Source organism: Prevotella sp. P3-122, from assembly GCF_002251365.1.
Classification (GTDB): Bacteria; Bacteroidota; Bacteroidia; order Bacteroidales; family Bacteroidaceae; genus Prevotella.
Map to the genome: position 1 here is coordinate 15,536 of NZ_NPJH01000079.1, position 22,175 is coordinate 37,710.

Here is a 22,175-nt window from a genome sequence, read left to right on the forward strand (position 1 = left end):
TAAAGGTATCGTGTGCCATCTTTTTCCCTGCACAATAGAGTTTTTCACAAAAAAAATACGTACCTTTGCCTTAGATTTAGGTCCAAAAGATTAAGCGAATTTAAAAACATAATAACTTAGCTGACATGAAGAAACGATTTCTAACCCTGTGCGGCATCCTGATGCTCGCACTTTCCATCATGGCCCAGGGAAAGGCCAAGTATGTTTTCTATTTCATCGGTGACGGCATGGGCGTAAACCAGGTAAATGGCGCAGAGACCTACCTTGCAGCACTGGAGGGACGCATAGGCATCAACGAGCTTTGCTTTCCCTCATTCCCCTATTCTGCCTTCGTAAACACCCAGAGCGCAAGCAACGGCGTCACCGACTCTGCCGCTGGAGGCACCGCTCTCGCCACGGGACACAAGACCAAGAATGGTGCTCTCGGTATGCTTGCCGACCTGACAACTCCCGTGACAAGCATTGCCGACTGGGCTCATGATGCCGGAGCTGCCGTGGGAATAACTACGAGCGTAAGCGTAGACCATGCCACTCCTGCCGCATTCTATGCTCACGTGCCGAGCCGCAAGCAGGCATACGATATAGGCGTACAGCTCGTCAACAGCAACAACGACTTCTATGCAGGCTCTGACTTCGTAAGCCCAGAGAACCCCGACAAGGAGGGCAAAAGCCTCTACGAGCAGGCTGCCGACAAGGGATTTACAATAGCATACGGATATAAGGACTACCAGAAGAAGGCGCGCAAGGCCGACCGCATGATTATGTTCCAGACACAGGAGGCCAACAAGAGAGACCGCTACAGCCTGCCATACGCCATAGACCGCAGCAAGGGAGACCTCACGCTGACTGACATCACAAGGGCTGCCATCAACTTCCTTACAAAGAAGCAGGGAGAGAAGGACGGCTTCTTCCTTATGGTGGAGGGCGGAAAAATCGACTGGGCATGCCACGCCAACGACATGTGCTACATCAAGGAACTAATAGATATGGACAACGCCGTGAAGGTGGCATACGAGTTCTACCAGCAGCACCCCGACGAGACGCTAATCGTAGTGACAGCCGACCACGAGACTGGCGGACTGGTACTCGGGCGGAAGGGCTATGACCTGCACCTCGACGTTGTGGGCAACCAGCGCATGAGCATCGAGAAACTTGGCAAGGAACTGCACAAGCTGCACGACAAACATGGGGAAAAATACAACTGGGACATCGTGAAGGCTTTCCTGGCCGAGAACTTCGGCTTCTGGACCAAGGTATCGCTCTCCGACGCGCAGACCACACGCCTGCAGGAAGCATTCAACAACATCATGAGCGGAAAGGGGCAAAGCACTGAAACGCTCTACCAGAAGGATGACGAGCTGGCAACTACCGTCCGCAAGATACTGGCCGAGTGCGCACTCGTAGGATGGCAGACGGGCGGCCACAGCAATGGCTACGTGCCATGCTTCGCCATCGGAGTGGGCGCAGAGCAATTCCACGGACGTATAGACAATACGGAAATATGCAAGAATATCGCAACAGCCGCTGGATGGAAACACTAAGCGGCAACGTTGACGGAAAACAGTAACAATGACAAACGACACACAAACCAGCACACCCACACGGAGCATATTCCAGCGCCCCGTGTGGGTTGCTGTATTCGCCATTACGGCAGCCATGGTATGGGGATGGGCTTATCCTCTGATAAAACTCGGATTTAGGGAATTCGGCATCACGCCAGACATGACGGGGAGCAAGATGCTGTTTGCCGGCATACGCTTCTGCCTGTCAGGACTCATCATCCTCGCCGTAGCAAAAGCCATACACCGGCCATTCGCCCTTGGCAAGACTTCCGATAGCTGGTACGTACTCTTATTCTCGCTCCTCAACACCACCCTACACTACGCATTCTTCTATTTCGGCCTGTCACACTCTGAGGGAGCAAGGGCTGCCATACTCAACTCCATGAGCGTGTTCACCGTAGTTGTGCTGGCATGCATGTTCTTCAAGAGCGACCGCATGACCACACGCAAGATTACAGGCTGTGTTATTGGAATACTCGGAGTGCTGGCACTGAACCTCGGAGGCAAGGAAAGCGGGCATTTCACATGGCTTGGCGACGGCATGATAATACTCAACGCCCTATGCTCTGCCTTTGCATCGCTGATGACCAGAGGGCTTGGCAAGCGCGTTGACGTATTCGTAGGCACAGGCTACAGCCTTGCGGCAGGCGGTGCCCTGCTCATAATTCCAGGGCTGGCCATGGGCAGCACCCTACCCCACGTGTCACTCTGGGGAATTGTCATTCTCGCCCTGCTCATAGCCATATCCACGATAGGCTTCACACTCTACAACAAGCTGCTGACATGCAACCCCGTAGGCAAAGTCGCTATCTACAACTCGCTCATACCGGTAATAGGAGCCGTCAGCTCATGTCTGTGCCTTGGAGAGACCTTCTACTGGAAGTATGCCATAGCAGGGGCGTTGGCCACAACGGGAATATATATCATCAATAAAGGAAAATAACAGCTATTATGTAGGCTATCCCGATATTTTTTCTTACTTTTGCACCTATACCACACCAACAAAGCCACATGAACACCAACTACTTGCTTCCCGCCGAGTGGGAACGACAGAGCGGAGTGCTGCTTACATGGCCTCACGCCAATACTGACTGGAAACCCTATCTCAAGGACATAACGACAATGTTCGTAGACATGGCAAGGGCCATCGCAGACAGAGAGAGATTGCTCATCGCCACGCCCGAGACAGACATGGTGGACACGCTGCTCCACGCAGCCCTATCTCCGCAGGCCATGGCCAACGTCAGGATTGTGGAGTGCGACTCCAATGACACTTGGGCACGCGACCATGCCCCAATTACTCTCACCGCTACCGACGGTCAAAACCTGATGCTCGACTTCCAATTCAACGGATGGGGCAGAAAGTTCGGTGCAGAGAAGGATAATGCAATAGGACGAAACCTCCACGCGGCAAACGCCCTGCATGCGCCAATGGAGAACCATCTGAACTTCGTGCTGGAAGGAGGCGCCATAGAGAGCGACGGACAAGGAACCATAATGACAACATCACAATGCCTTCTGGCTCCTAACCGTAATCAGCCACTCGACAGGCAGGAAATAGAACTTGAGCTAAAACGCAGACTAAGGGCACAGAGGGTGATATGGCTCGACCATGGCAACCTCGAAGGCGACGATACCGACGGACATATTGACACCATAGTAAGGATGGCACCCGACAACACATTATTATATATGGGCTGCGATGATACCAACGACAGCCAATACGATGACCTGAAAGCACTCGAGCAGCAGCTGAAGGAGCTGAGAACATCCGACGGCAAGCCATACCAGCTGCTGGCACTACCATCGCCCACGCCAATCTATGACGATGGCGAGCGGTTGCCTGCCACATACGCCAACTTCCTCGTCATCAACGGAGCTGTCCTGATGCCTACATACCGTCAGCCAGAGAACGATGCCAAGGCAAAAGGCATCATAGCACAAGCTTTCCCTGGCAGGCAGATTGTCGCCATCGACGCCTGCACAGCCATCAGGCAGCATGGCTCCATACATTGCCTGACAATGCAGTTCCCTGAAGGCGTTTTATAAAACAAATAATAACTATAATAGAAAACGGAAATGAGAGAAATACGCATAGGACTGCTACAGCAGCACAATACCGCAGAACAGAGGGACAACATGCTAAGGCTTGCCGAAGGCATTGCAGACCTCGCAGGCAGAGGGGCGCAGCTCATCGTGCTGCAGGAACTGCACAACGGACTCTACTTCTGCCAAACGGAGAACGTTGACCTCTTCAATCTTGCCGAGCCGATACCCGGCCCGTCCACAGAGTTCTATGGAGAGCTGGCACGCCAGTTCGGGGTAGTAATAGTAACATCACTCTTCGAGAGAAGAGCACCGGGACTATACCACAACACGGCTGTGGTGATAGAGAAAGACGGCAGCATAGCCGGGAAATACCGCAAGATGCACATACCTGACGACCCCGCATACTACGAGAAATTCTATTTCACACCCGGTGACCTTGGCTTCAAGCCCATCGATACCAGCGTAGGCCGTCTTGGAGTTCTCGTCTGCTGGGACCAGTGGTATCCGGAGGCTGCACGCATCATGGCTCTGCAGGGAGCAGAAATCCTCATATACCCCACGGCAATAGGCTACGAGAGCAGCGACACGGCAGACGAACAGCAACGGCAGCGCGAAGCATGGACTACCGTGCAGCGCGGGCATGCCGTAGCCAATGGACTGCCCGTAGTCTCTGTAAACCGCGTAGGCCATGAGCCTGACCCCAGCGGACAGACCAACGGCATCACGTTCTGGGGCAGCAGCATGGTTGTAGGTCCACAGGGAGAACTCCACTACCGTGCCTCCGACAACGAGGAAGAGAGTATTGTCGTTGACATAGACCTTGACCACAGCGAGCACGTCAGAAGATGGTGGCCATTCCTGCGCGACCGCCGCATCGACAGCTATGACGACATACTGAAAAGGTTTGCATACAGAGAATAATATTATGTGGGATGCTTATATCCCACCAGCAAAAATGATTTAGCCTTCTCAGACGCAATGCATTGCATCGCGCCACGCAATGCATTGCAACCCCCAACGCAATGCATTGCATCCGCTCCTGCAAGCGTTTGCGGTGAAAAGGCGCCTTCATTTAGGAATCCCTTCCCATTGTTTTTCCCACTCAAGAATGGTTTTTCCTGTAACTACTTACAGCCAAAATCCCCATAGTTGCGGCAATAATAAAGAGAGCGAGAAGCTGATGGGCAACACTGAGGAAACCGCCACCACGTACGAACACAGTACGTATGGCATCAACGAAGTAGTGCATAGGATTTATGTATGTGGTGAGATAAGCAACATATGGCATGGAACGCACAGGAGTAAAGAGCCCGCTGAGCAGGAGCATACATACCACAAAGAACCACATTACGAAGACCGCCTGCTGCATGGTATCGCTATAATTGGAGATGACAAGTCCGAAACTGCTCCAGAAGAGGGCCAACAGCATAGCCAAGGCAAAGACAAGCCATAAAGGTCCCTGACAAGTAATGCCATAGATCGCCCACGAGAGCACCAGGCAGACAACAATGACGAAGAGTGCTATCAGCCAATATGGGACAAGCTTGGCAAGAATGAATATCCATTTGGGCACAGGTGTGACATTAATCTGCTCTATTGTGCCAGTCTCTTTCTCACCGACAATATTCAGCGTGGGCAGAAACCCACACATAAGCATCATTACGATGGCAAAGAGAGCTGGTATCATAAACACCTTGTAATTGAGATTCTTATTGTAAAGGAACAGAGTTGAGACCTTCGACTGCATGGCCGTTACCGTGGGGCTGACATGTGCCATAACTATCTGCGAGAGATATGTGCCTCCCATAGAGCCCTTAGTTCCATTGACAGCATTGGCGGCTATGAGAACCCTTGGGGACCGTCTCTGGGTGATGTCACGGCTATAGTTCTGAGGAATGACCAGCACCACATCGGCGTCCATCTTCTCGATATCCTTCAGAGCCGCATTATACGTGGGTTTCTGACCGTTGAAGACGAAATAGTTGCTTGCCTCAATGCTCTGTACAAGCTGACGGGACAATGTGGAGCGGTCGTTATCTACTACATCCACCCGTACATTCTTAACCTCCTGAGTCATCACCCACGGCATCACGCACATCATCATAATCGGGAAAATGATGATGAGACGTGGCAGGAACGCATTACGGCGTATTTGTAGGAACTCCTTTTGTATGAGATATTTCAGCATAATCTGTTCTTGAATTTTGCGAGTGCTACTAAGAGAAGGAATATTGCCATTGCCGAAAGAACAAATATCTCACCGACAACATCTCTAATATCCACTCCCATTATCATGAGTTTGCGCATTGCCTGAATATAATATCTCGGAGGTACCACGGCAGCAATCCATCTCAACACCTCCGGCATAGATTCAACAGGGAATATCATGCCCGAGAGCATCACTATGGGTACCAGCAATACCATCGCCGAGAGCAGTAATGCCATTAGCTGTGTAGTCGCAATGTTTGAAATCAACAGTCCCAAGGATAATGCAAGTATGATGTATATAGTGGAGACAACGTATATCCACGCTATACTGCCTGCCAAGGGCACATCAAGCACATAGCGCGCCATGAGAAGGATGGTGGTCAGTATACCAAATGCCAGAACGAGATACGGCACAACCTTGGCAATGATAATCATCAGTGGTCTGACAGGCGACACCAGCAGTACTTCCATTGTTCCCCGCTCTTTTTCGCGGACTATAGAGATGGAGGTCATCATGGCACAGACAAGCATCAGCAGCATTCCAAGGATAGCGGGCACGAAATTGTAGGCAGAGCGCATAGAAGGGTTATACAGAAGCCTCACCCCCATGTCCCTCTCCAAGAGAGAAGGGAGCAAGTTACTTTCAAGCCCGTCAGTGGTGAGGATTTTTGTTGCGTAGTTCACCCACTGCCGTGCCATATTCGGGTCTGCGCCATCCACAATCAGCTGTATTCTCCTTCCCCCACTGCCTACAAGCATATCATCTCCCCTGTCTTTTGGAGAGGAGCCGAATGTGAGGCATAAATCCGCCTTCTGGTTGCGTATGAGAAGTTCAGCGTCCTTGGGTGTATTTACAGTCTGCGTTACGGTGAAATATTCAGATTGCGAGAGCCTCTCCACAGCCCTTTGCGTCTGCAGATCCATTTGTGATGTCACTACCACTGTGCGCACATTCTTCACGTCGGTAGTAATGGCAAAGCCGAATATCAGCATCAATACCACAGGTATCCCGAAGAGTATGAGCGTCGTGCGTTTGTCACGCTGGATATGCCGTATTTCCTTTATTACAAATGATACAAACTGTTTCATACCTGTTCTCTCTTTGCCTTTCTTGCGAGATAAGTGAATACATGGTCCATATCGGGCTGGTTCAGATTGGCTTTCAGTTCTCCTGGGGTTCCCAATGCACTAATCTTGCCATCCACCATGATGCTTATTCGGTCGCAGTATTCAGCCTCATCCATATAGTGGGTCGTTACAAATACTGTAATGCCCCGATTGGCGGCATCATATATCAGCTCCCAGAACTGTTGGCGTGTAGCAGGATCTACACCTCCGGTCGGTTCGTCGAGGAAGACAATGTCCGGCTCATGGAATATGGCAACAGAGAAGGCGAGTTTCTGCTTCCATCCAAGCGGCAACGAGCCAACCAGGTCGTTACGGTGCTCTGCAAAATGCAACCTTTCCAGAAAAATTTCTGTCTTGTGCGAGATATCATCGTCACGCATACCATATATTCCACCAAACAGACGGAAATTCTCAGCCACCGTGAGGTCTTCATAAAGCGAGAACTTTTGGCTCATGTAGCCAATGTGTTTCTTTATCTCCTCATACTCCGTGCGGATGTCATACCCCGCCACCTTTCCACTGCCACTCGTCGGCTGGTTTAGTCCAGTGAGAATGTGCATGGCGGTTGTCTTACCAGCACCGTTCGCACCAAGAAAACCAAATATCTCGCCACGGCGGACACTGAAACTGATGTCATCAACGGCACGGAATGCACCGAAAGCCTTGACAAGATGCGACACATCTATGACATTCTCCTCTTGCCGCATATTCCCACGGTTATGGCGCTCTATTACAGGAGGAGTGAAAATACTGGCAAAGCGGTCAAGGATGACCTCCGGGGTATCAACACCCAGCAATCGTCCTTCTTTCAGAAATGCGACCCTCTCACACTGCCTCACCTCGTCAAGATATGGCGTGGCGGCAACGATGGTTATGCCACGCTCCTTGAGCATGGCAAGCATTTCCCAGAATTCCTTACGACTTACGGGATCCACCCCTGTGGTAGGTTCGTCAAGGAACAGGACACTGGGCTGATGCACCAATGCGCACGACAATGCCAGTTTTTGCTTCATGCCGCCTGACAACGCCCCTGCCTTGCGGTCACGGAACCGCTCTATCTGACTGTATATCGCCTTAATGCTTTCGTAGCCCTCATCTATAGTTGTATTGAAAAGCGTTGCAAAGAACTGCAGGTTCTCTTCAACAGTCAGATCCTGGTATAGCGAGAAGCGTCCGGGCATGTAACCAACCCTCTGGCGTATCTTCCTCATCTGTCTCACCACGTCTAAGCCATCCACGGCCGCCTCACCGGCATCGGGCAACAGAAGGGTGCAAAGTATGCGGAACAACGTTGTCTTGCCAGCTCCGTCTGGACCTATAAGGCCGAACAACTCACCCTTGTCTACAGAGAATGACACATCGGAAAGCGCCATGACATTGCCGTAGGACTTGCTGATATTATTTACTGCAATCATATACAACGAACTTCACTTCCCCATACATACCTATTTTCACATACCCATCGTTCTCTATTGCCACCTTCAGGGCATAGACAAGGTCAGCACGCTCATCATCGGTCAGTATTGTCTTGGGTGTAAACTCCGAGCGGTTTGATATCCACGTTACCTTTCCATGATACTCTTTCTTCTTCCCATCCCCATAATCAGCATAGACAATGGCATTCTGCCCAAGTTTTATATTCCGCAACTGTGTTGATGTGACATATGCACGAATAAACATGCCCTCAGTGTCAGCCATCTTGAACAGCGGTTTGCCTGTTGACACATACTCGCCACGCTCAACGTACTTCTCAAGCACTGTACCCTTTGCCGGTACCTTTATGTGGCACTTGCGCAACTGGTCACGCAACTGGTCTTCCTGCACGTATGCAGCATCCATCTGCCGCTGAAGCGAATTAGTCGTCACCGTCAGCGACGATATCTGCGCGTCAAGCTGGTGTTGCAGCACTTCTACCTGACTGTTGGCATCATCAAGCATCTTGCTTGGAGCCGCTCCGTCTGCCACCAGCTCACTATATCTCTGCTGGTCTTGTTTGGCTTTTGCCAACTGCTGCCGTGTAGCAGCAATCTGCTTCCCAATCTCAGGTTTCTGACTCTGATAGACACTCTTTGCAGCCACAGCCTGCTTCAGTTTCAGCCAAAGTTGTGTGGTGTCAATGAGTCCCACTTCCATTTCGGGTGCGACAATATCCCCTTCCTCCACATTGAGACGCACGAGGATTCCAGGCTGTTCAGCATATATTGTAGTCTCCGTAGCCTCAAACACACCCGTAGCGTCGTATTCTTTTTCCTTGTTACCGCAGGCGTTCAGCAACAGAACGATTCCTGCCAGAGCCAATATCTTTTTCATGTTCCGTTATTGATTAGTAGTAAACTTCAAGTCATAGATTTCTTTCAGCATTTCAATTTCGTGCATGGTCTGCTGGACGCGTGCCCTATTCTCGTTGTTTATTTCCTTCAAAAGGTCATTCACGTCGATAATACCATGAGAGAGCTTCGACTCAGCAGCCTTGCGTACCGAGGAACGTAGTGCTATTATCTCATCGTCTTCCTCCATCAGCTTCCGGTAACGGCTGATATTCTCGCTCTGCTGTATCTGCTCCAGCCGGTTGTCAAAAACAAAACGCTCGCGGCTCACTTCTGCGTTTTCTCTTTGCATCTGTATCTTCGCCTTGTCATTCTTGCGTGTATACAGTGCCCCGATGTTCCACGATATCCTTGCGCCTATCATGCCGTTCCATGAGAACTTGCGGCTCATCATGTCATCAAACAGGTTATACCCCGGATAGCCATAATAGCCTTGGGCAAAAACACCCAGCCGTGGCATCAAGGCTGCATCAAGTGCCTTTTCCTGAGTGTCCGCCAGTCGCAACTGTGCGTCAATGGCCAGCAACTCGGGACGATTGTTGACAAAAGGCTCCGTCTGCTCTGGGATTGCCGGCTTTACTGCTTCTCTCATATCAATGCCACAGAATGTTGACAGCATCCTGACAAGAGCTGTCCGTTGCGATTTCAGGCTTGTCAGCTGCTGTAGGACGGTAAGACGTTCTGCCCGGACGTTCTGATAGTCGCTCTCTGCTGCCGTTCCACTCTTTAGCATAGAGGCAAGCTTCTTCTCGTTGCCTTCAAGAACATGCTGTAAATCCTCATTCAACTTTATCTGCTCATCTACAAGAAGGAGCGAGAAATACATCTCGTTCACACGCTTGCGTACATTATATATATTGACCCTATTCTGGGCCGATTGCAACTCACCCTGACGGCGTGCTACTTCCTGCCGTCTCTTTATGTCTCCTCCGTCATACACGGTCTGTTGCACGTCTATGCCCACCCGGTATTGTTCCTTCTTCATTCCTTCCATGCTGATGTCCATCTGCCTATATAGCTCCACCATCTCGTCAGGGAATGCCGTAACGTCACTTTGCAGCGTAGCCTGAGCTGTGGCAGACACTTGCGGAAGCCATCTCTTTCGGATGTTCGACACCGTCAGCTCCATAGTCTTTTCTATCAGCCCATAATGCCTTATTAGCGGATAGTTAGCCTCCGCTGCCAGCTGGCATTCTTCCAGTGTCTGGCCCACGGCAAGCATGGGCAGCATGAAGAGTAGAGAAAACAAGTATTTCATAATTGTGTTATTGTAACCTTTTTGCAAAGATAGTGTTTTTCCATCATACAACCATTATCCATAGGATGAATAATATGCTCTTTTTGTTCGAATTTCAATATAGGTAGGGGCAATAAAGCAAATTGTTTCAGATAATAATTGGGTCATCATACATTTGGAGTGATTACCACTTATTGTTGCAAGGCCATGGTATATTACTTTCATTGCTGATAAGGTTAATAACCTTGCGGCCGTAAGGTTATTAACCTTGCAGCCTTAAGGTTATTAACCTTATCAGTAGTGTTACCATATTCATTGACTATGACAGATATATTTGAATCACCTCAAGAATAGTATTCTATAAGACCTCACCCCACATTTCGGATGAGCAAAATAGTTCAGGCGTATAACAGGCGATACATCAGGAGAATACCACATGGTGATGAAGAAAACGGGCTAAAGCTTGCCTAACTCTCGCAGAATATGCTCGAAAAGTCCTTGACAAGCATCCTCCAGCAACTCTATGACAAGCTCGAAACCACGGTCACCGCCATAGTATGGGTCAGGAACAACGGAATGGCCTGGATGATGCGTGGCAAACTCCGTCATCATATGTATCTTGTCCCTCTCCTCCTGACCTGCGGCCATAGCAGCCACCTCGTGATAGTTCTCGCGGTCCATGACAATTATATAGTCAAACCTGCGCAAGTCATCACTACATATCTGACGTGCCCTTGTCGAGAAATCATAGCCATGGTCGGCACCGTGGCTGCGCATGCGTCTGTCTGGCAGTTCACCGACATGCCATGGTCCTATGCCTGCGGAATCTATCTCAAACAACTGTGAGGCATTGTTCTTCTCTACGATATGCGTCATTATGCCCTCGGCAGCCGGCGACCGGCAAATATTTCCTAGGCATACGAAGAGTACTGACGTGTGTTTGCGGCAATTATCGTGCTTTGACATATAAGTGTTGATTGTTTTATGTTTCTTGCTGGGATAATAAAAATCCCCGCAAATATGTATTTGCAGGGACTTTCTGTAAGGGTGCCCGGTGGGACTCGAACCCACGACATTCAGAACCACAATCTGACGCTCTAACCAACTGAACTACGGGCACCATGTTGTTTTTTGTTTAGCGGTTGCAAAGGTACGGGAAATATTTGGTTCCACCAAACAATTCCCGCACTTTTTTATAAAATTGATGTTATCTTGCTGGCTGTGCAGGTGCTGCGGGAGCTGCAGGAGCAGCCTCTGTAGCTGTCTTGGCATCGGCAGCCTTAGCATCAGCAGCCTTTGGGGCAGCCTGCTGGCTTGCGCCAAATCCCTGAGTGTTGGTGGGGTTGGTAGCCTGGTTCTGGATGGCAGCCTGCTCCATAACGCTCTGCTCTGATGCTGCGGTAGGGGCAACATATGCGCAAACGACACTGAACACAACCATCAGCGCAGCGAGACACCAAGTAGTCTTCTCTACGAAGTCGGTAGTCTTGCGTACACCCATAATGGCATTTGATGATGAGAAATTAGAAGCGAGACCGCCTCCCTTTGATTCCTGAATGAGCACGATACCTATCATGAGGAGTGCCACCAGTACAATCAGTACTACGAATAACGTGTAAACCATTTTTTTTTACTTATTTGTTTTATTGTTTATTATCAGTTTTTCGAGAAATCGAATTTGATCTGCAAAGTAAGCATTTTTTTTTGGATAATTCAAATTTAAACGGTTAATTATTTCAAGAGCCTTTGAATATCTGCCTTGTTTGATGTAAATTTTGGCCAAAGTCTCTGTAAAATATCCGTCTTCGGCATCTTTCTCGCCTTCATTTGCATTTTCCTGAACATCCGGAACAAAATCCGGCTCAACATTCAATTGTATTTTTCCGCCCTCATTAAATATGAAATTATCTATCAAATCCTGGCCTTTCAGCTGTGGTGCTGGTGTGGTGTTTGCGTCCTCATCAGTCTCAGCTTCGAGCAGATAAGCTACGTAGTCGACAGCGGCATCAGCAGGTGTGGGTTTCCGTTTCTTAGACTTTTCCTGCTGTTCATCTGTAGGAATAGAGTCAAGGAAATTGTCGATGAGCGAAATGGTTCTGTCTTCTCCCTGCCCTTCCTTTCCTGTCTGCCCATTACCCTTGCTTGTTGCCAGCCTATAGTGCGCAGCCTCTACTATATTGAAGAGCACCCTTCTGTCAGTTATGTACACGGCAGCCTTCCGGAGCTCCTCATCGAACGACTGGTCGTGCAGCAGATAAAGGTTTTGCAGCAGTAGGATTCGTGCCGTCTGGTAGTATGGATGGAGCGCAAGAAGACTTCGGAGATCATACAATGTCTCCTTGTCCATTTGTTCCGGATGTCTTATAAGCTCGGTTATGTCCATAGTCTTCTACCAGTTGGCTACTGTTGCGTTGAAAATCTGGTCTGTAAGGTCTTTCACCATTTGCGTGACGAGTTCCTCCTGCACGGCGTTCAGGCTTTGCGTGGTCTCGTATGTTGTCGTTGCCGTAAACTGTTTCTCGAAGTCCTCCGCATGGTTGGTGTTGTTTGTAAACCTCACGTTCACCGTCATGGCAAGCTCCGTCTGTGCCGAATAGCCCTCAGACGATACCGACTTGTTGCGCTGTGTATATTGTGTTATCTCGCCCTCTATCACCATGTCTCCTCCCTTCTTCACCTGTTGCAGCTTTGTATGGTTGGCATAGAGGTCCTTCAGCTGGTTGTTGAACATCGGCGCCATTGGTCCCCAGATATATGTGCTTCGGTTTGGGAAGTCTGCGATGCGTATAGTCTTCACCTTGGCATAGTCTATGCTTGCCATGTTGAACTTATACGACACGGAACAGGCAGCGAGCAGCGTCAGCACCATGACTGTCGCCGCCGAGGCAAATATCTTACCTGCTGTGCGCGGGTTTCTCTTATTTGTTGTCCTTGCTGTCGAGTCCATATTGTTTAATTTTTCTGTATAACGTACGGTCGCTTATGCCCAGTTCGGCAGCTGCGAGTCTTCTGTTTCCTCCGTTCCTGTCGAGAGCCTTCTCTATAGTCTGGCGACTCAGGTCACTAAGGTTCAGGTTGTCGGCCACGGCACCCTTGGTTTCTGAAGCCTCATTGGTAATCTCCTCTGCCTCTACGAAGTCAGGCTGTATATGCCTGTGCTTGTATGGGGTATCGACATATGCTATGTGTGTCGATGGATTGTCGCTTGAGATGTGCCTTGCCTCGTCTATCTGCTTTCGCAGGGTATTAAGGTCCCGTCTGAGGTCAGAGACATTTCCCCGCAGTTCATAGAGAATCTTGTAGAGTATCTCCCTCTCGCTCTCGAACGAGTGCTGTCCCGGCTGGTCCACCATAGCAAGCTGCATGCTCTCCGGGTCCTGGGGTATGTAGTTGCTGAGCACCTGTGCGTCGATTTCCCTTTTCTCGCTCAGCACCGACATCTGCTCTGTTATGTTCTTCAGCTGCCTGACGTTTCCCGGCCATTTATATCTTAGCAGCATCTGCTTGGCCTCCTCGGTAAGCGTAATCTTGGGCAGTCGGTATTTCTCTGCCATCTGCATGGCAAAGAGTCTGAACAGCAGTACAATGTCGTTTCCCCTATCACGCAGCGGTGGCATCTGTATGGGTATGGTGTTGAGCCTGTAGTACAGATCCTCACGGAATCGTCCTTCTGAAATAGCCTTCCGCATGTTCACGTTGGTAGCGGCCACTATGCGCACGTCGGTTTTCATTATCTTCTGTCCGCCCACACGTATGTACTCTCCTGTCTCCAGCACCCTGAGCAGACGTGCCTGCGTTGCTATGGGCAGTTCTCCCACCTCATCGAGGAAGATAGTGCCCTTGTTTGCTATGCCAAAATATCCCTCGCTCTCGCCCACGGCTCCTGTGAACGAGCCTTTCTCATGTCCGAAGAGTTCGCTGTCGATGGTTCCCTCGGGTATGGAGCCACAGTTTATGGCAAAATATCTCTCCCTGCGTCTGGGACTGTTGTCGTGGATTACGCGTGGTATGATTTCCTTTCCCACTCCGCTCTCACCGACTATCAGCACGCTGAGGTCAGTAGGTGCCACCTGCAGAGCCACGTCAAGGGCATGGTTCAGGGCATCGCAGTTACCCACGATGTTGTATCTCTGTTTAATATTCTGTAGTTCGTCAGTGTTCATTTGGTGACAAAATTACTAACTATATTCGAGAAAAATTCATTTTGGCATAAAAAAGTTGCTGTTATGCTACTTCTGTTGCCTGTTGGCTCTCGATGACTTGTCGAACTTTATGAGCAGAAGTCCTATTCCTGTCCATACCAGTTCCCTTATTCTCACAATGAGAGCGACGAAGATACCTCCGCTTGCTGACACTCCGAGCCTGGTGGTCGACATAAGGAATCCTCCCTCGCGTCCCACCAGCTGCAGTGGCATGAAGAACAGCATGTTGGCGAAGAGCGTTGTGAAGGCTATGATAAGTATGCATTGCACGTAGCTGATGCCAGGATTGATGACGAGCAGTATGAAGTACACCTCAAATGCCGAGAGTATGCGGCACACCAGCTCAAGCAGCACTGCGACAACAAACCTTCCAGGACTCTGGCTGTGCAAGGCAGCAATCTGCCTGTCGATGGTGTCGAGCTGCTCGCGGTGCTTGTCGAGGAAGGGCTGTGCCCACTTCTTGATGAACGGCAGATGGCGTAGCAGGTTCATAGCCCTGTTGGCAAGTCCCTTGCGGTAGCCGATAATGAAGAACCACAGTCCGAGCAGGCAGAAAGCCATTGTTGCCGTCAGCAACATGCCCATGAAGACATTGACGGGCTGCGTCGCCACATATAATATAATAGAGACGAACCAGAACCAGAAGTGACTGAAGATATGCGTCATGGCATAGAGGATGACCGATGACGACGCACGCTCGGTACCAATCTTCGGTGCCAGCTCCATAACCCTGTAAGGCTCACCGCCCATCAGGCCTCCCGGTGTGGCATAGTTGAGTGCAAATCCCGAGATGGTGATTTTGTACAGCCACCAGAACTTCACTCCCGGCTTGCCTCCGGCATTTATGATGAGATACCAGGCCGAGGTGTTGAAGACATACAGGAATGCCCACAACGCAAGAACGGCCAGAAACCAGTATCCTGCATGGCGCAAGCCCTGCCACACCTGCTCGAAGTCAAGCTGCGTGACCATAATCACCAACACGGCGATTCCAAATGCGAAGAACGCATTCTGATACTTCTTGTTCATCCGTTTTACTGCTGTCGCTCCTTGATTGCGTTTTCGTGCTTCTTCGGTATCGAGAACCTTACCTTCTCGCTTTCGTCCCTCTTCTCATGATAGAGTTTCGGCAGCGGATTGGCATACGGTTCGTCATAGTCCTTGCCATTGCGGAAAATGTCTATGGCCGTGAATATTGCCTGTCTGAACGCCGTCTCGTTGGCCTTGCCCAGTCCCGCAATCTCGTAATGGGGGTTCATGTCGGCCGAGGCAACAACTACCGGCAGCCCAGCCATGCAGTTGACAAGGCGTTCTGGCGAAAGGGCAAGCAGCGGAGCCACGCCCTGGTCGTGATACATGGCCAACACGCCGTCGAAAGCCTCGTAGTCGCCCTGTCCGAAGAAGGTACCGGCGTCATACGGTCCGAACACATTTATTCCCTTGTCGGCCAACTGCCCTATGACGGGCATTATGACCTCCTTCTCCTCCTTGCCTCCGTTGGCGCCATCCGGATTGAGCGACAGGACGGCAATGCGTGGCGAGGAGACACGGAAACACCTTCTTAATGCGGTGTGGAATGCCGTCAGCTTGTCGCTGAGCCTCTCGGCAGTCACTGCCCCGGCTACTTCTTTGAGTGGGACGCCGTCCGTCAGCAGCACCATGCGCATGCGGTCATTAACCATCATTCTGAGTCCCTTGCGCCCATCACCCAGGCATGTCTCGACATACTCGAAGTTACCAGGGAACTGAAATTCCGCCGGCTTTATATTGTCGCTGCTCTGGGGGGCAAGCACCAGAACGTCAAAGTGTCCGTCCTTGAAGTCGGCTATAGCCCGGTCCATGGCAGCCAGTGCCGCCTTTCCCGCCTCCGGGGTGTCGAGTCCCATGTCCACCTTCACCTCCTCATCAAAAGTGGCTATCATGTTTATCCTGTCATCCTGGGCTTCGGCGGCATCGGCTATGATGGTGAAGTTGGCCTGCATGTTGAGCGCCTTACGGTGATAGGCGGCCACCTTTGGCGAGCCATAGATGATGGGCGTGCACAGCTCCAGTATCTCTGGTTCTGCAAAGGTTCTAAATATCAGCTCATATCCAATTCCGTTGGTGTCACCATGCGTGATGGCCACACGAATTTTCCTGTTCTCCATTATATAATATATATTATTGTAATTATTCAAGTTTTGCTATTGCCCCACCTTGTCCAGGTTCCGCATTTACTTGCGGGCCGTACTCAGCAGTCCGCAGGCGGCATAGATGTCTTGTCCACGGCTCGCCCTGATGGTGGTGAAGATTCCGTGAGCCGTCAGATAGTCACGCAGAGACTCCATCCTCGCCTCGTCAGCTCCTTCAAGCGGGACGTCGGGAATTTTGTGAAACCTTATCAGGTTGATGCGGCAGTCGAGCCCCTTGAGGAGCTTGACCAGCTCGCGGGCATGCATGGTGGTATCATTGACTCCTCCGAAGACAATATACTCAAACGAGAGCCTGCGCTGGTGCGAGAAGTCATATCCACGCAGCATCTCCACGATGTCCGCAATATGGAATCCCCTCTCTGCAGGCATCAGCGACGCACGCTGCTCCGCTATGGGCGAGTGCAGGCTGATGGCCAGATGGCATTCGCTCTCCTCTATGAACCGCTTGAGTTTGCCTTTTATGCCTACGCTACTCACGGTGATGCGCTTCGGGCTCCAAGCATAGCCGTAGCTTGCCGTCAGCAGGCTCGTTGCGCGCAGCACGTTGTCGTAGTTATCCATAGGCTCTCCCTGTCCCATGAAGACGATGTTCGTTAAGCTCTCAGCCTCGGGCAGCATGTATATCTGGTTCAGTATGTCGCATGCCGTGAGGTTTCCCTCGAAGCCCTGCTTGCCAGTCTGACAGAACAGGCAGTTCATCTTGCACCCCACCTGCGACGACACACACAGCGTAGCCCTGTCGTTGTCGGGAATGTACACCGTCTCCACAAACTTGCCGTTCTGGGTGGGGAACAGGTACTTGATGGTGCCGTCCTTTGAGTACTGGGCGTCTATGTGCGGCGCACAGCCTATGGTGTACCGCTCAGAGAGCCTGTCCCTGTTGACCTTGGATATATTCGTCATCTCGTCAATGGAGCGCACATGTTTCACATATATCCATTGAGCCATCTGGGAACCGGCAAACGCCGGCAGCCCCAGTTCTTTAGCCACGTCCTTCAGTTCGGGCAACGTCATTCCCAACAAGGTCGTCTTGTCCATATATTTGTCTATTTCCTTCATGCTTCATCACTCTACCCCCAGCAGACCCCGGGGCAGCCACTTACGGCCACATTTCGGCCTATCCTCTGCAAAGTTAACGCAAATAAGCAGAAGTACAAAATTATTTTCGATTTATTTGATTTCGCTACCCAAAACCATATCAATTCAGCAACCGCCATACACCTGTATAAAGGCCCACTCCTGCCCCAATTCTATTTTTGAAAAAATATCACTAAACATCAAACCTCGTACAAAAGCGTCCGCAAGCAACAAAAAGACAGCCGTGATGTGAAAACCGATAAAAAGCCAGGGAACCTCCGTTTTGCACAACTATTACACAGCAGGCTCCGCTGGCGCAGAACAGCAACCCCTCTGGGGGCAAGAGAGAAAATCTTGCGGATTTCTTTTGAGTTATCTGCCAATTATATTAACTTTGCACGGAAGAACCTTTGAAAACACCTTAACAGAATATGAGAGAGAAAATAGACTGCTTCCTGCCCTGCGCAGACATTGCAGACCTCGCCGAGACCATAGGCGACCTTTCGGCAAGCAAAACCGTACAGCACATACACCTGCTGACGGGCGACGCCACCAACATCAACAATATACCCCAGGGAGTGGAACTCCTGGAGACAAGACACCCCCTGAGCACTGATGCCATACTGCAAATTGCGGAACGGACAGATGCGGAATACGTGCTCATAAGCACCAAGCCCACACCCGTGAGGCTGGGACAGCACTCGCTGGAGAGATTTCTGCGAGTGGCCGCCGACGCCAACGCCGCCATGGTATACAGCGACCACTACTCTGTGGTGGAGGGAACTGTGGTCAGACATCCCGTCATCGATTACCAGAAAGGCAGCGTCCGCGATGACTTCGACTTCGGACAGCTCGTACTCGTCAACGCCTCCCTGCTCCACGAGTACGCCGCCACCCCACCCGCCCACAAATATGCACATGCCGGACTCTACGACCTTAGGCTGTTCCTGAGCCGCAAGGGAGAGATTTTCCACATCAACGAATACCTGTACACGGAGGAGGAGCTGGACAACCGCAAGAGCGGAGAGAAGCAGTTCGACTACGTGAACCCGAGAAACCGGGCCGTACAGGAGGAGATGGAGCAGGCCGTCACTCACCATCTGGCCGAAACGGGAGCCATAGTGGACACATACTTCTGCAAGGTGCCCGACTTCGACGAGCAGGACTTCGATTACGAGGCATCGGTGGTAATCCCCGTATTCAACCGCTCGCGCACCATTGCCGATGCCGTAGGCTCGGCGCTGTCGCAGAAGACAAACTTCAGATACAACGTCATCGTTGTCGACAATCATTCTACCGACGGCACCACGGAGATACTCCGGCAGCTGTCAGCCGACGAACGGCTGATACACGTCATACCCACACGCACCGACCTGTGCATAGGCGGATGCTGGAACACAGCCATAGAGCATGCCAAGTGCGGACGTTTCGCCGTACAGCTGGACAGCGATGACCTGTATTCCTCAGAACATACCCTGCAGCGCATAGTGGACGCTTTCTACAGACAGAACGCGGCCATGGTGATAGGTAGCTACCGCATGTGCGACTTCAGCCTCAACACCCTTCCGCCGGGACTCATCGACCACCGCGAGTGGACCGACGACAACGGCTGCAACAATGCGCTGCGCATAAACGGCCTTGGAGCACCACGCGCATTCTTCACACCACTGGCACGCCAGATCAGCTTCCCCAACACCAGCTACGGAGAGGACTACGCCATGGGGTTAGCCTTCAGCCGTAGATACCGCATAGGACGCATCTACGACGAGCTATACCTGTGCCGCCGGTGGGAAGGCAACAGCGACGCCGCGCTGAGCATAGAAAAAGTCAACGCCAACAACACCTACAAGGACAAGCTGCGCACGCTGGAGATTACGGCCAGACAGCAGCTGTCGCAGGGTAAGGCCGACATATCCGCCGACAACAAGCTGCAGCGGTTCTTCAACAGGCAGCTGGAGGTATGGGAGGAGACCAACCAGAACTACCAGCAGCTGTGCCACGTGAGGAAAAAGTCGCTCGGCGACATTGAGCTGCAGCACAACCCGGCACGAATAGTGTCGACAGGAGCCAGCATAGACAAGGCCACCATAGACCGGCGTCCGTGCTTCCTATGCTCGAAGAACAGGGATGACAGACAGATGGCAAAAGTGCTCGACTGCGGACTGGAACTGCTCGTCAACCCCTTCCCCATCCTTCCCATGCACTTCACCCTGCCCACATGCAAGCACCAGCCACAGGATGTCAGGCTACTCTATGGCAGCATCTACTGCCTGCTCGGGCACTTCCCCGAGATAATGGTGTTCTACAACGGTCCGCGGTGCGGGGCGTCGGCGCCCGACCATGCCCACCTGCAGGCAGGCACATCGGGACTGCTGCCTCTGCAGGCATGCTGGCAGCGGCTGTGCAGAAGCCTTGAGCCTGTGTGTACGGAGGATGACGGAGCACAACTGTCATATATTACCGAATACACCGTACCGGCTTTCGCCATACAAAGCCGCACCCAGCAGGCTGGCGAGAAACTATTCAACACCCTGCTCAATGCCATGCCGACAGCCGACGGCGACACGGAGCCGATGATGAACATCGTGGCATGGAGGACCGACGACACGTACACAAGCATCGTCTTCCCACGCCGCAAGCACAGGCCAGACTGCTATTTCGCCGAGGGCAAGCAGAAGGTGCTGGCATCACCGGGCGCACTCGACATGGCCGGACTGCTAATACTGCCACGAAGCGAGGATTTCGACAACATGACACAGCAGACGGCTGAGGACATTCTGAGAGAGGTGGCCGCAACGAGGCAGCAGGCAAAGGAGATTGCCGGAAGAATAAAAGACGGACTGCAGACTGGCAGGGAGATGCCAATGATGGAAAGAGAGCCACAGGTATGCGTGGGACTGGCAAGTACGGAAACCATAAAATTCACTCTCAACGGGCCACACCTTGCAAAAGGCGAGGAACTGACTGGCACGCAAGAGGTGACCTTCGCAGAAGGAGGACTGCTGTGGAACGGCAACTCCTACCGCGAGCTGCTGTTCTCGCCTGTTGACAAGACGGCATCCTTCTCCATAGAGGACATCACAATAGGCATCGACTTCCACTGGGAGCGCAAGCAGACGCTAACCTACCGTGGCGCACTAAGGCTCGTGGTTGAGGAAGACAAGATATGCGCCATCAACGAGCTGCCCGTGGAGAGCTATCTGGAAAGCGTCATATCGAGCGAGATGAGAGCCACGTCATCACCCGAGCTGCTCAAGGCACACGCCGTAATCTCACGCAGCTGGCTGCTGGCACAGATGGAGAAAAGGCACAGGCAGCAGGAGAGCGGCAACAGCTTCTTCTCGTTCGTCAAGGGCGACGATATGCTCATCAGATGGTATGACCGCGAGGACCACACCATCTTCGACGTATGCGCCGACGACCACTGCCAGCGCTATCAGGGCATAACCATGGAGACAAGCCCGCACGTGGCAAAGGCCGTAAGGCAGACCAGGGGGCAGGTGCTCACATCAGAAGGAGACATCTGCGACGCGCGCTTCTCCAAATGCTGCGGAGGAGCTACCGAGGAGTTCCAGTTCTGCTGGGAAGACACGCCGAAGAGCTACCTCAAGGCCATAGCCGACAACAGCAACGAGAACACTCTGCCCGACCTCACCATAGAGGAGAACGCCGAGAAATGGATAAGGACTTCGCCCGACGCCTTCTGCAACACCGCCGACAGGCAAGTGCTCACGCAAGTGCTCAACGACTACGACCAGGAAACGACCGACTTCTACCGCTGGACCGTAGAGTACACCAACAAGGAAATCAGGGACCTCATTGCCGAGAAACTGAAAACAGACCTTGGCGACATCGTCGACCTGATACCATTGGAGAGAGGACGGAGCGGACGGATTTCCAAGCTGAGGATTGTCGGAACGCAACGCACGTTCACCATAGGCAAAGAACTCGAGATAAGGCGCGTACTGAGCAAGACCCACCTCTACAGCTCCGCCTTCGTCGTCGACAAGCTCGACTTCACCAACGGCGTGCCGTCGGCCATCAGGCTCACGGGGGCTGGATGGGGGCACGGAGTAGGACTGTGCCAGATCGGTGCCGCCGTCATGGGCGAGAAAGGCTTCTCCTACGACGAGATATTGCTACACTACTATTCCGGCGCCCGGATAACGACGCTATACAAATAGCTCCACATC

Annotated in this window: 18 protein-coding genes and 1 tRNA gene; 5 read left to right on the forward strand and 14 right to left on the reverse strand. The window is 51.7% G+C overall.

Annotated features, from left to right (window positions below):
• Positions 1 to 125: 125 nt before the first annotated feature.
• The 4 genes from CIL02_RS12070 (at position 126) to CIL02_RS12085 (ending at position 4,532) form a co-directional block, all read left to right on the forward strand.
• Positions 126 to 1,541, forward strand: a complete 1,416-nt coding sequence (locus tag CIL02_RS12070) for an alkaline phosphatase (protein ID WP_094402038.1) — start codon at positions 126 to 128, stop codon at positions 1,539 to 1,541.
• A gap of 28 nt (positions 1,542 to 1,569) precedes the next feature.
• Complete coding sequence (locus CIL02_RS12075; RefSeq protein ID WP_094402040.1) at positions 1,570 to 2,505, forward strand: DMT family transporter; 936 nt, start codon at positions 1,570 to 1,572, stop codon at positions 2,503 to 2,505.
• Between the two features lie 68 nt (positions 2,506 to 2,573).
• Positions 2,574 to 3,611, forward strand: coding sequence for an agmatine deiminase family protein (locus CIL02_RS12080; protein ID WP_094402042.1), 1,038 nt, complete (start codon positions 2,574 to 2,576; stop codon positions 3,609 to 3,611).
• A gap of 30 nt (positions 3,612 to 3,641) precedes the next feature.
• The gene (locus CIL02_RS12085; RefSeq protein ID WP_094402043.1) at positions 3,642 to 4,532 is read left to right on the forward strand and encodes a carbon-nitrogen hydrolase; all 891 of its coding nucleotides are present in this window, start codon (positions 3,642 to 3,644) and stop codon (positions 4,530 to 4,532) included.
• Positions 4,533 to 4,713: 181 nt separating this feature from the next.
• On the opposite strand, the gene CIL02_RS12095 is transcribed toward CIL02_RS12085, so the two are convergent.
• The 14 genes from CIL02_RS12095 to rlmN all read right to left on the reverse strand — a co-directional run bounded on the left by CIL02_RS12095 (position 4,714) and on the right by rlmN (position 17,943).
• Positions 4,714 to 5,802 (reverse strand): ABC transporter permease, encoded by a 1,089-nt coding sequence (locus CIL02_RS12095; protein WP_094402047.1) that lies wholly within the window; start codon positions 5,800 to 5,802, stop codon positions 4,714 to 4,716.
• Positions 5,793 to 6,908, reverse strand: a complete 1,116-nt coding sequence (locus CIL02_RS12100; RefSeq protein WP_094402048.1) for an ABC transporter permease — start codon at positions 6,906 to 6,908, stop codon at positions 5,793 to 5,795. The genes CIL02_RS12095 and CIL02_RS12100 overlap by 10 nt, the downstream gene beginning before the upstream one ends.
• Positions 6,905 to 8,362, reverse strand: coding sequence for an ATP-binding cassette domain-containing protein (locus CIL02_RS12105; protein WP_371589430.1), 1,458 nt, complete (start codon positions 8,360 to 8,362; stop codon positions 6,905 to 6,907). Before CIL02_RS12105 ends, CIL02_RS12100 begins: the two co-directional genes overlap by 4 nt.
• Positions 8,346 to 9,257, reverse strand: coding sequence for an HlyD family secretion protein (locus CIL02_RS12110; protein WP_094402052.1), 912 nt, complete (start codon positions 9,255 to 9,257; stop codon positions 8,346 to 8,348). Before CIL02_RS12110 ends, CIL02_RS12105 begins: the two co-directional genes overlap by 17 nt.
• Before the next feature lie 6 nt (positions 9,258 to 9,263).
• Positions 9,264 to 10,532, reverse strand: coding sequence for a TolC family protein (locus tag CIL02_RS12115; RefSeq protein WP_094402053.1), 1,269 nt, complete (start codon positions 10,530 to 10,532; stop codon positions 9,264 to 9,266).
• 435 nt (positions 10,533 to 10,967) lie between these two features.
• Positions 10,968 to 11,477, reverse strand: coding sequence for a low molecular weight protein-tyrosine-phosphatase (locus CIL02_RS12120; RefSeq protein ID WP_094402055.1), 510 nt, complete (start codon positions 11,475 to 11,477; stop codon positions 10,968 to 10,970).
• 80 nt (positions 11,478 to 11,557) lie between these two features.
• Positions 11,558 to 11,631, reverse strand: a tRNA-His gene (locus tag CIL02_RS12125).
• Positions 11,632 to 11,718: 87 nt separating this feature from the next.
• On the reverse strand, positions 11,719 to 12,135 hold the full coding sequence (secG, locus tag CIL02_RS12130; protein ID WP_094402057.1) for a preprotein translocase subunit SecG: 417 nt from the start codon (positions 12,133 to 12,135) through the stop codon (positions 11,719 to 11,721).
• 6 nt (positions 12,136 to 12,141) lie between these two features.
• On the reverse strand, positions 12,142 to 12,894 hold the full coding sequence (locus tag CIL02_RS12135; RefSeq protein ID WP_094402058.1) for a hypothetical protein: 753 nt from the start codon (positions 12,892 to 12,894) through the stop codon (positions 12,142 to 12,144).
• 6 nt (positions 12,895 to 12,900) lie between these two features.
• On the reverse strand, positions 12,901 to 13,380 hold the full coding sequence (locus tag CIL02_RS12140; protein WP_240513689.1) for an LptE family protein: 480 nt from the start codon (positions 13,378 to 13,380) through the stop codon (positions 12,901 to 12,903).
• A 49-nt stretch (positions 13,381 to 13,429) separates the two neighbouring features.
• Complete coding sequence (locus CIL02_RS12145; RefSeq protein ID WP_094402062.1) at positions 13,430 to 14,674, reverse strand: sigma-54-dependent Fis family transcriptional regulator; 1,245 nt, start codon at positions 14,672 to 14,674, stop codon at positions 13,430 to 13,432.
• Positions 14,675 to 14,740: 66 nt separating this feature from the next.
• Entirely contained in the window at positions 14,741 to 15,742 is a 1,002-nt protein-coding gene (locus tag CIL02_RS12150) for a lysylphosphatidylglycerol synthase transmembrane domain-containing protein (protein ID WP_094402064.1), read from the reverse strand.
• A gap of 5 nt (positions 15,743 to 15,747) precedes the next feature.
• A complete protein-coding gene (locus CIL02_RS12155; protein ID WP_094402066.1) occupies positions 15,748 to 16,860 on the reverse strand; it encodes a PdxA family protein in 1,113 nt (370 codons plus the stop codon).
• Between the two features lie 66 nt (positions 16,861 to 16,926).
• Positions 16,927 to 17,943, reverse strand: a complete 1,017-nt coding sequence (gene rlmN / locus CIL02_RS12160) for a 23S rRNA (adenine(2503)-C(2))-methyltransferase RlmN (RefSeq protein WP_094402306.1) — start codon at positions 17,941 to 17,943, stop codon at positions 16,927 to 16,929.
• A 470-nt stretch (positions 17,944 to 18,413) separates the two neighbouring features.
• On the opposite strand from rlmN, the gene CIL02_RS12165 reads away from it, so the two are divergent.
• Complete coding sequence (locus CIL02_RS12165) at positions 18,414 to 22,166, forward strand: DUF4922 domain-containing protein (protein WP_094402068.1); 3,753 nt, start codon at positions 18,414 to 18,416, stop codon at positions 22,164 to 22,166.
• Positions 22,167 to 22,175 lie beyond the last annotated feature (9 nt).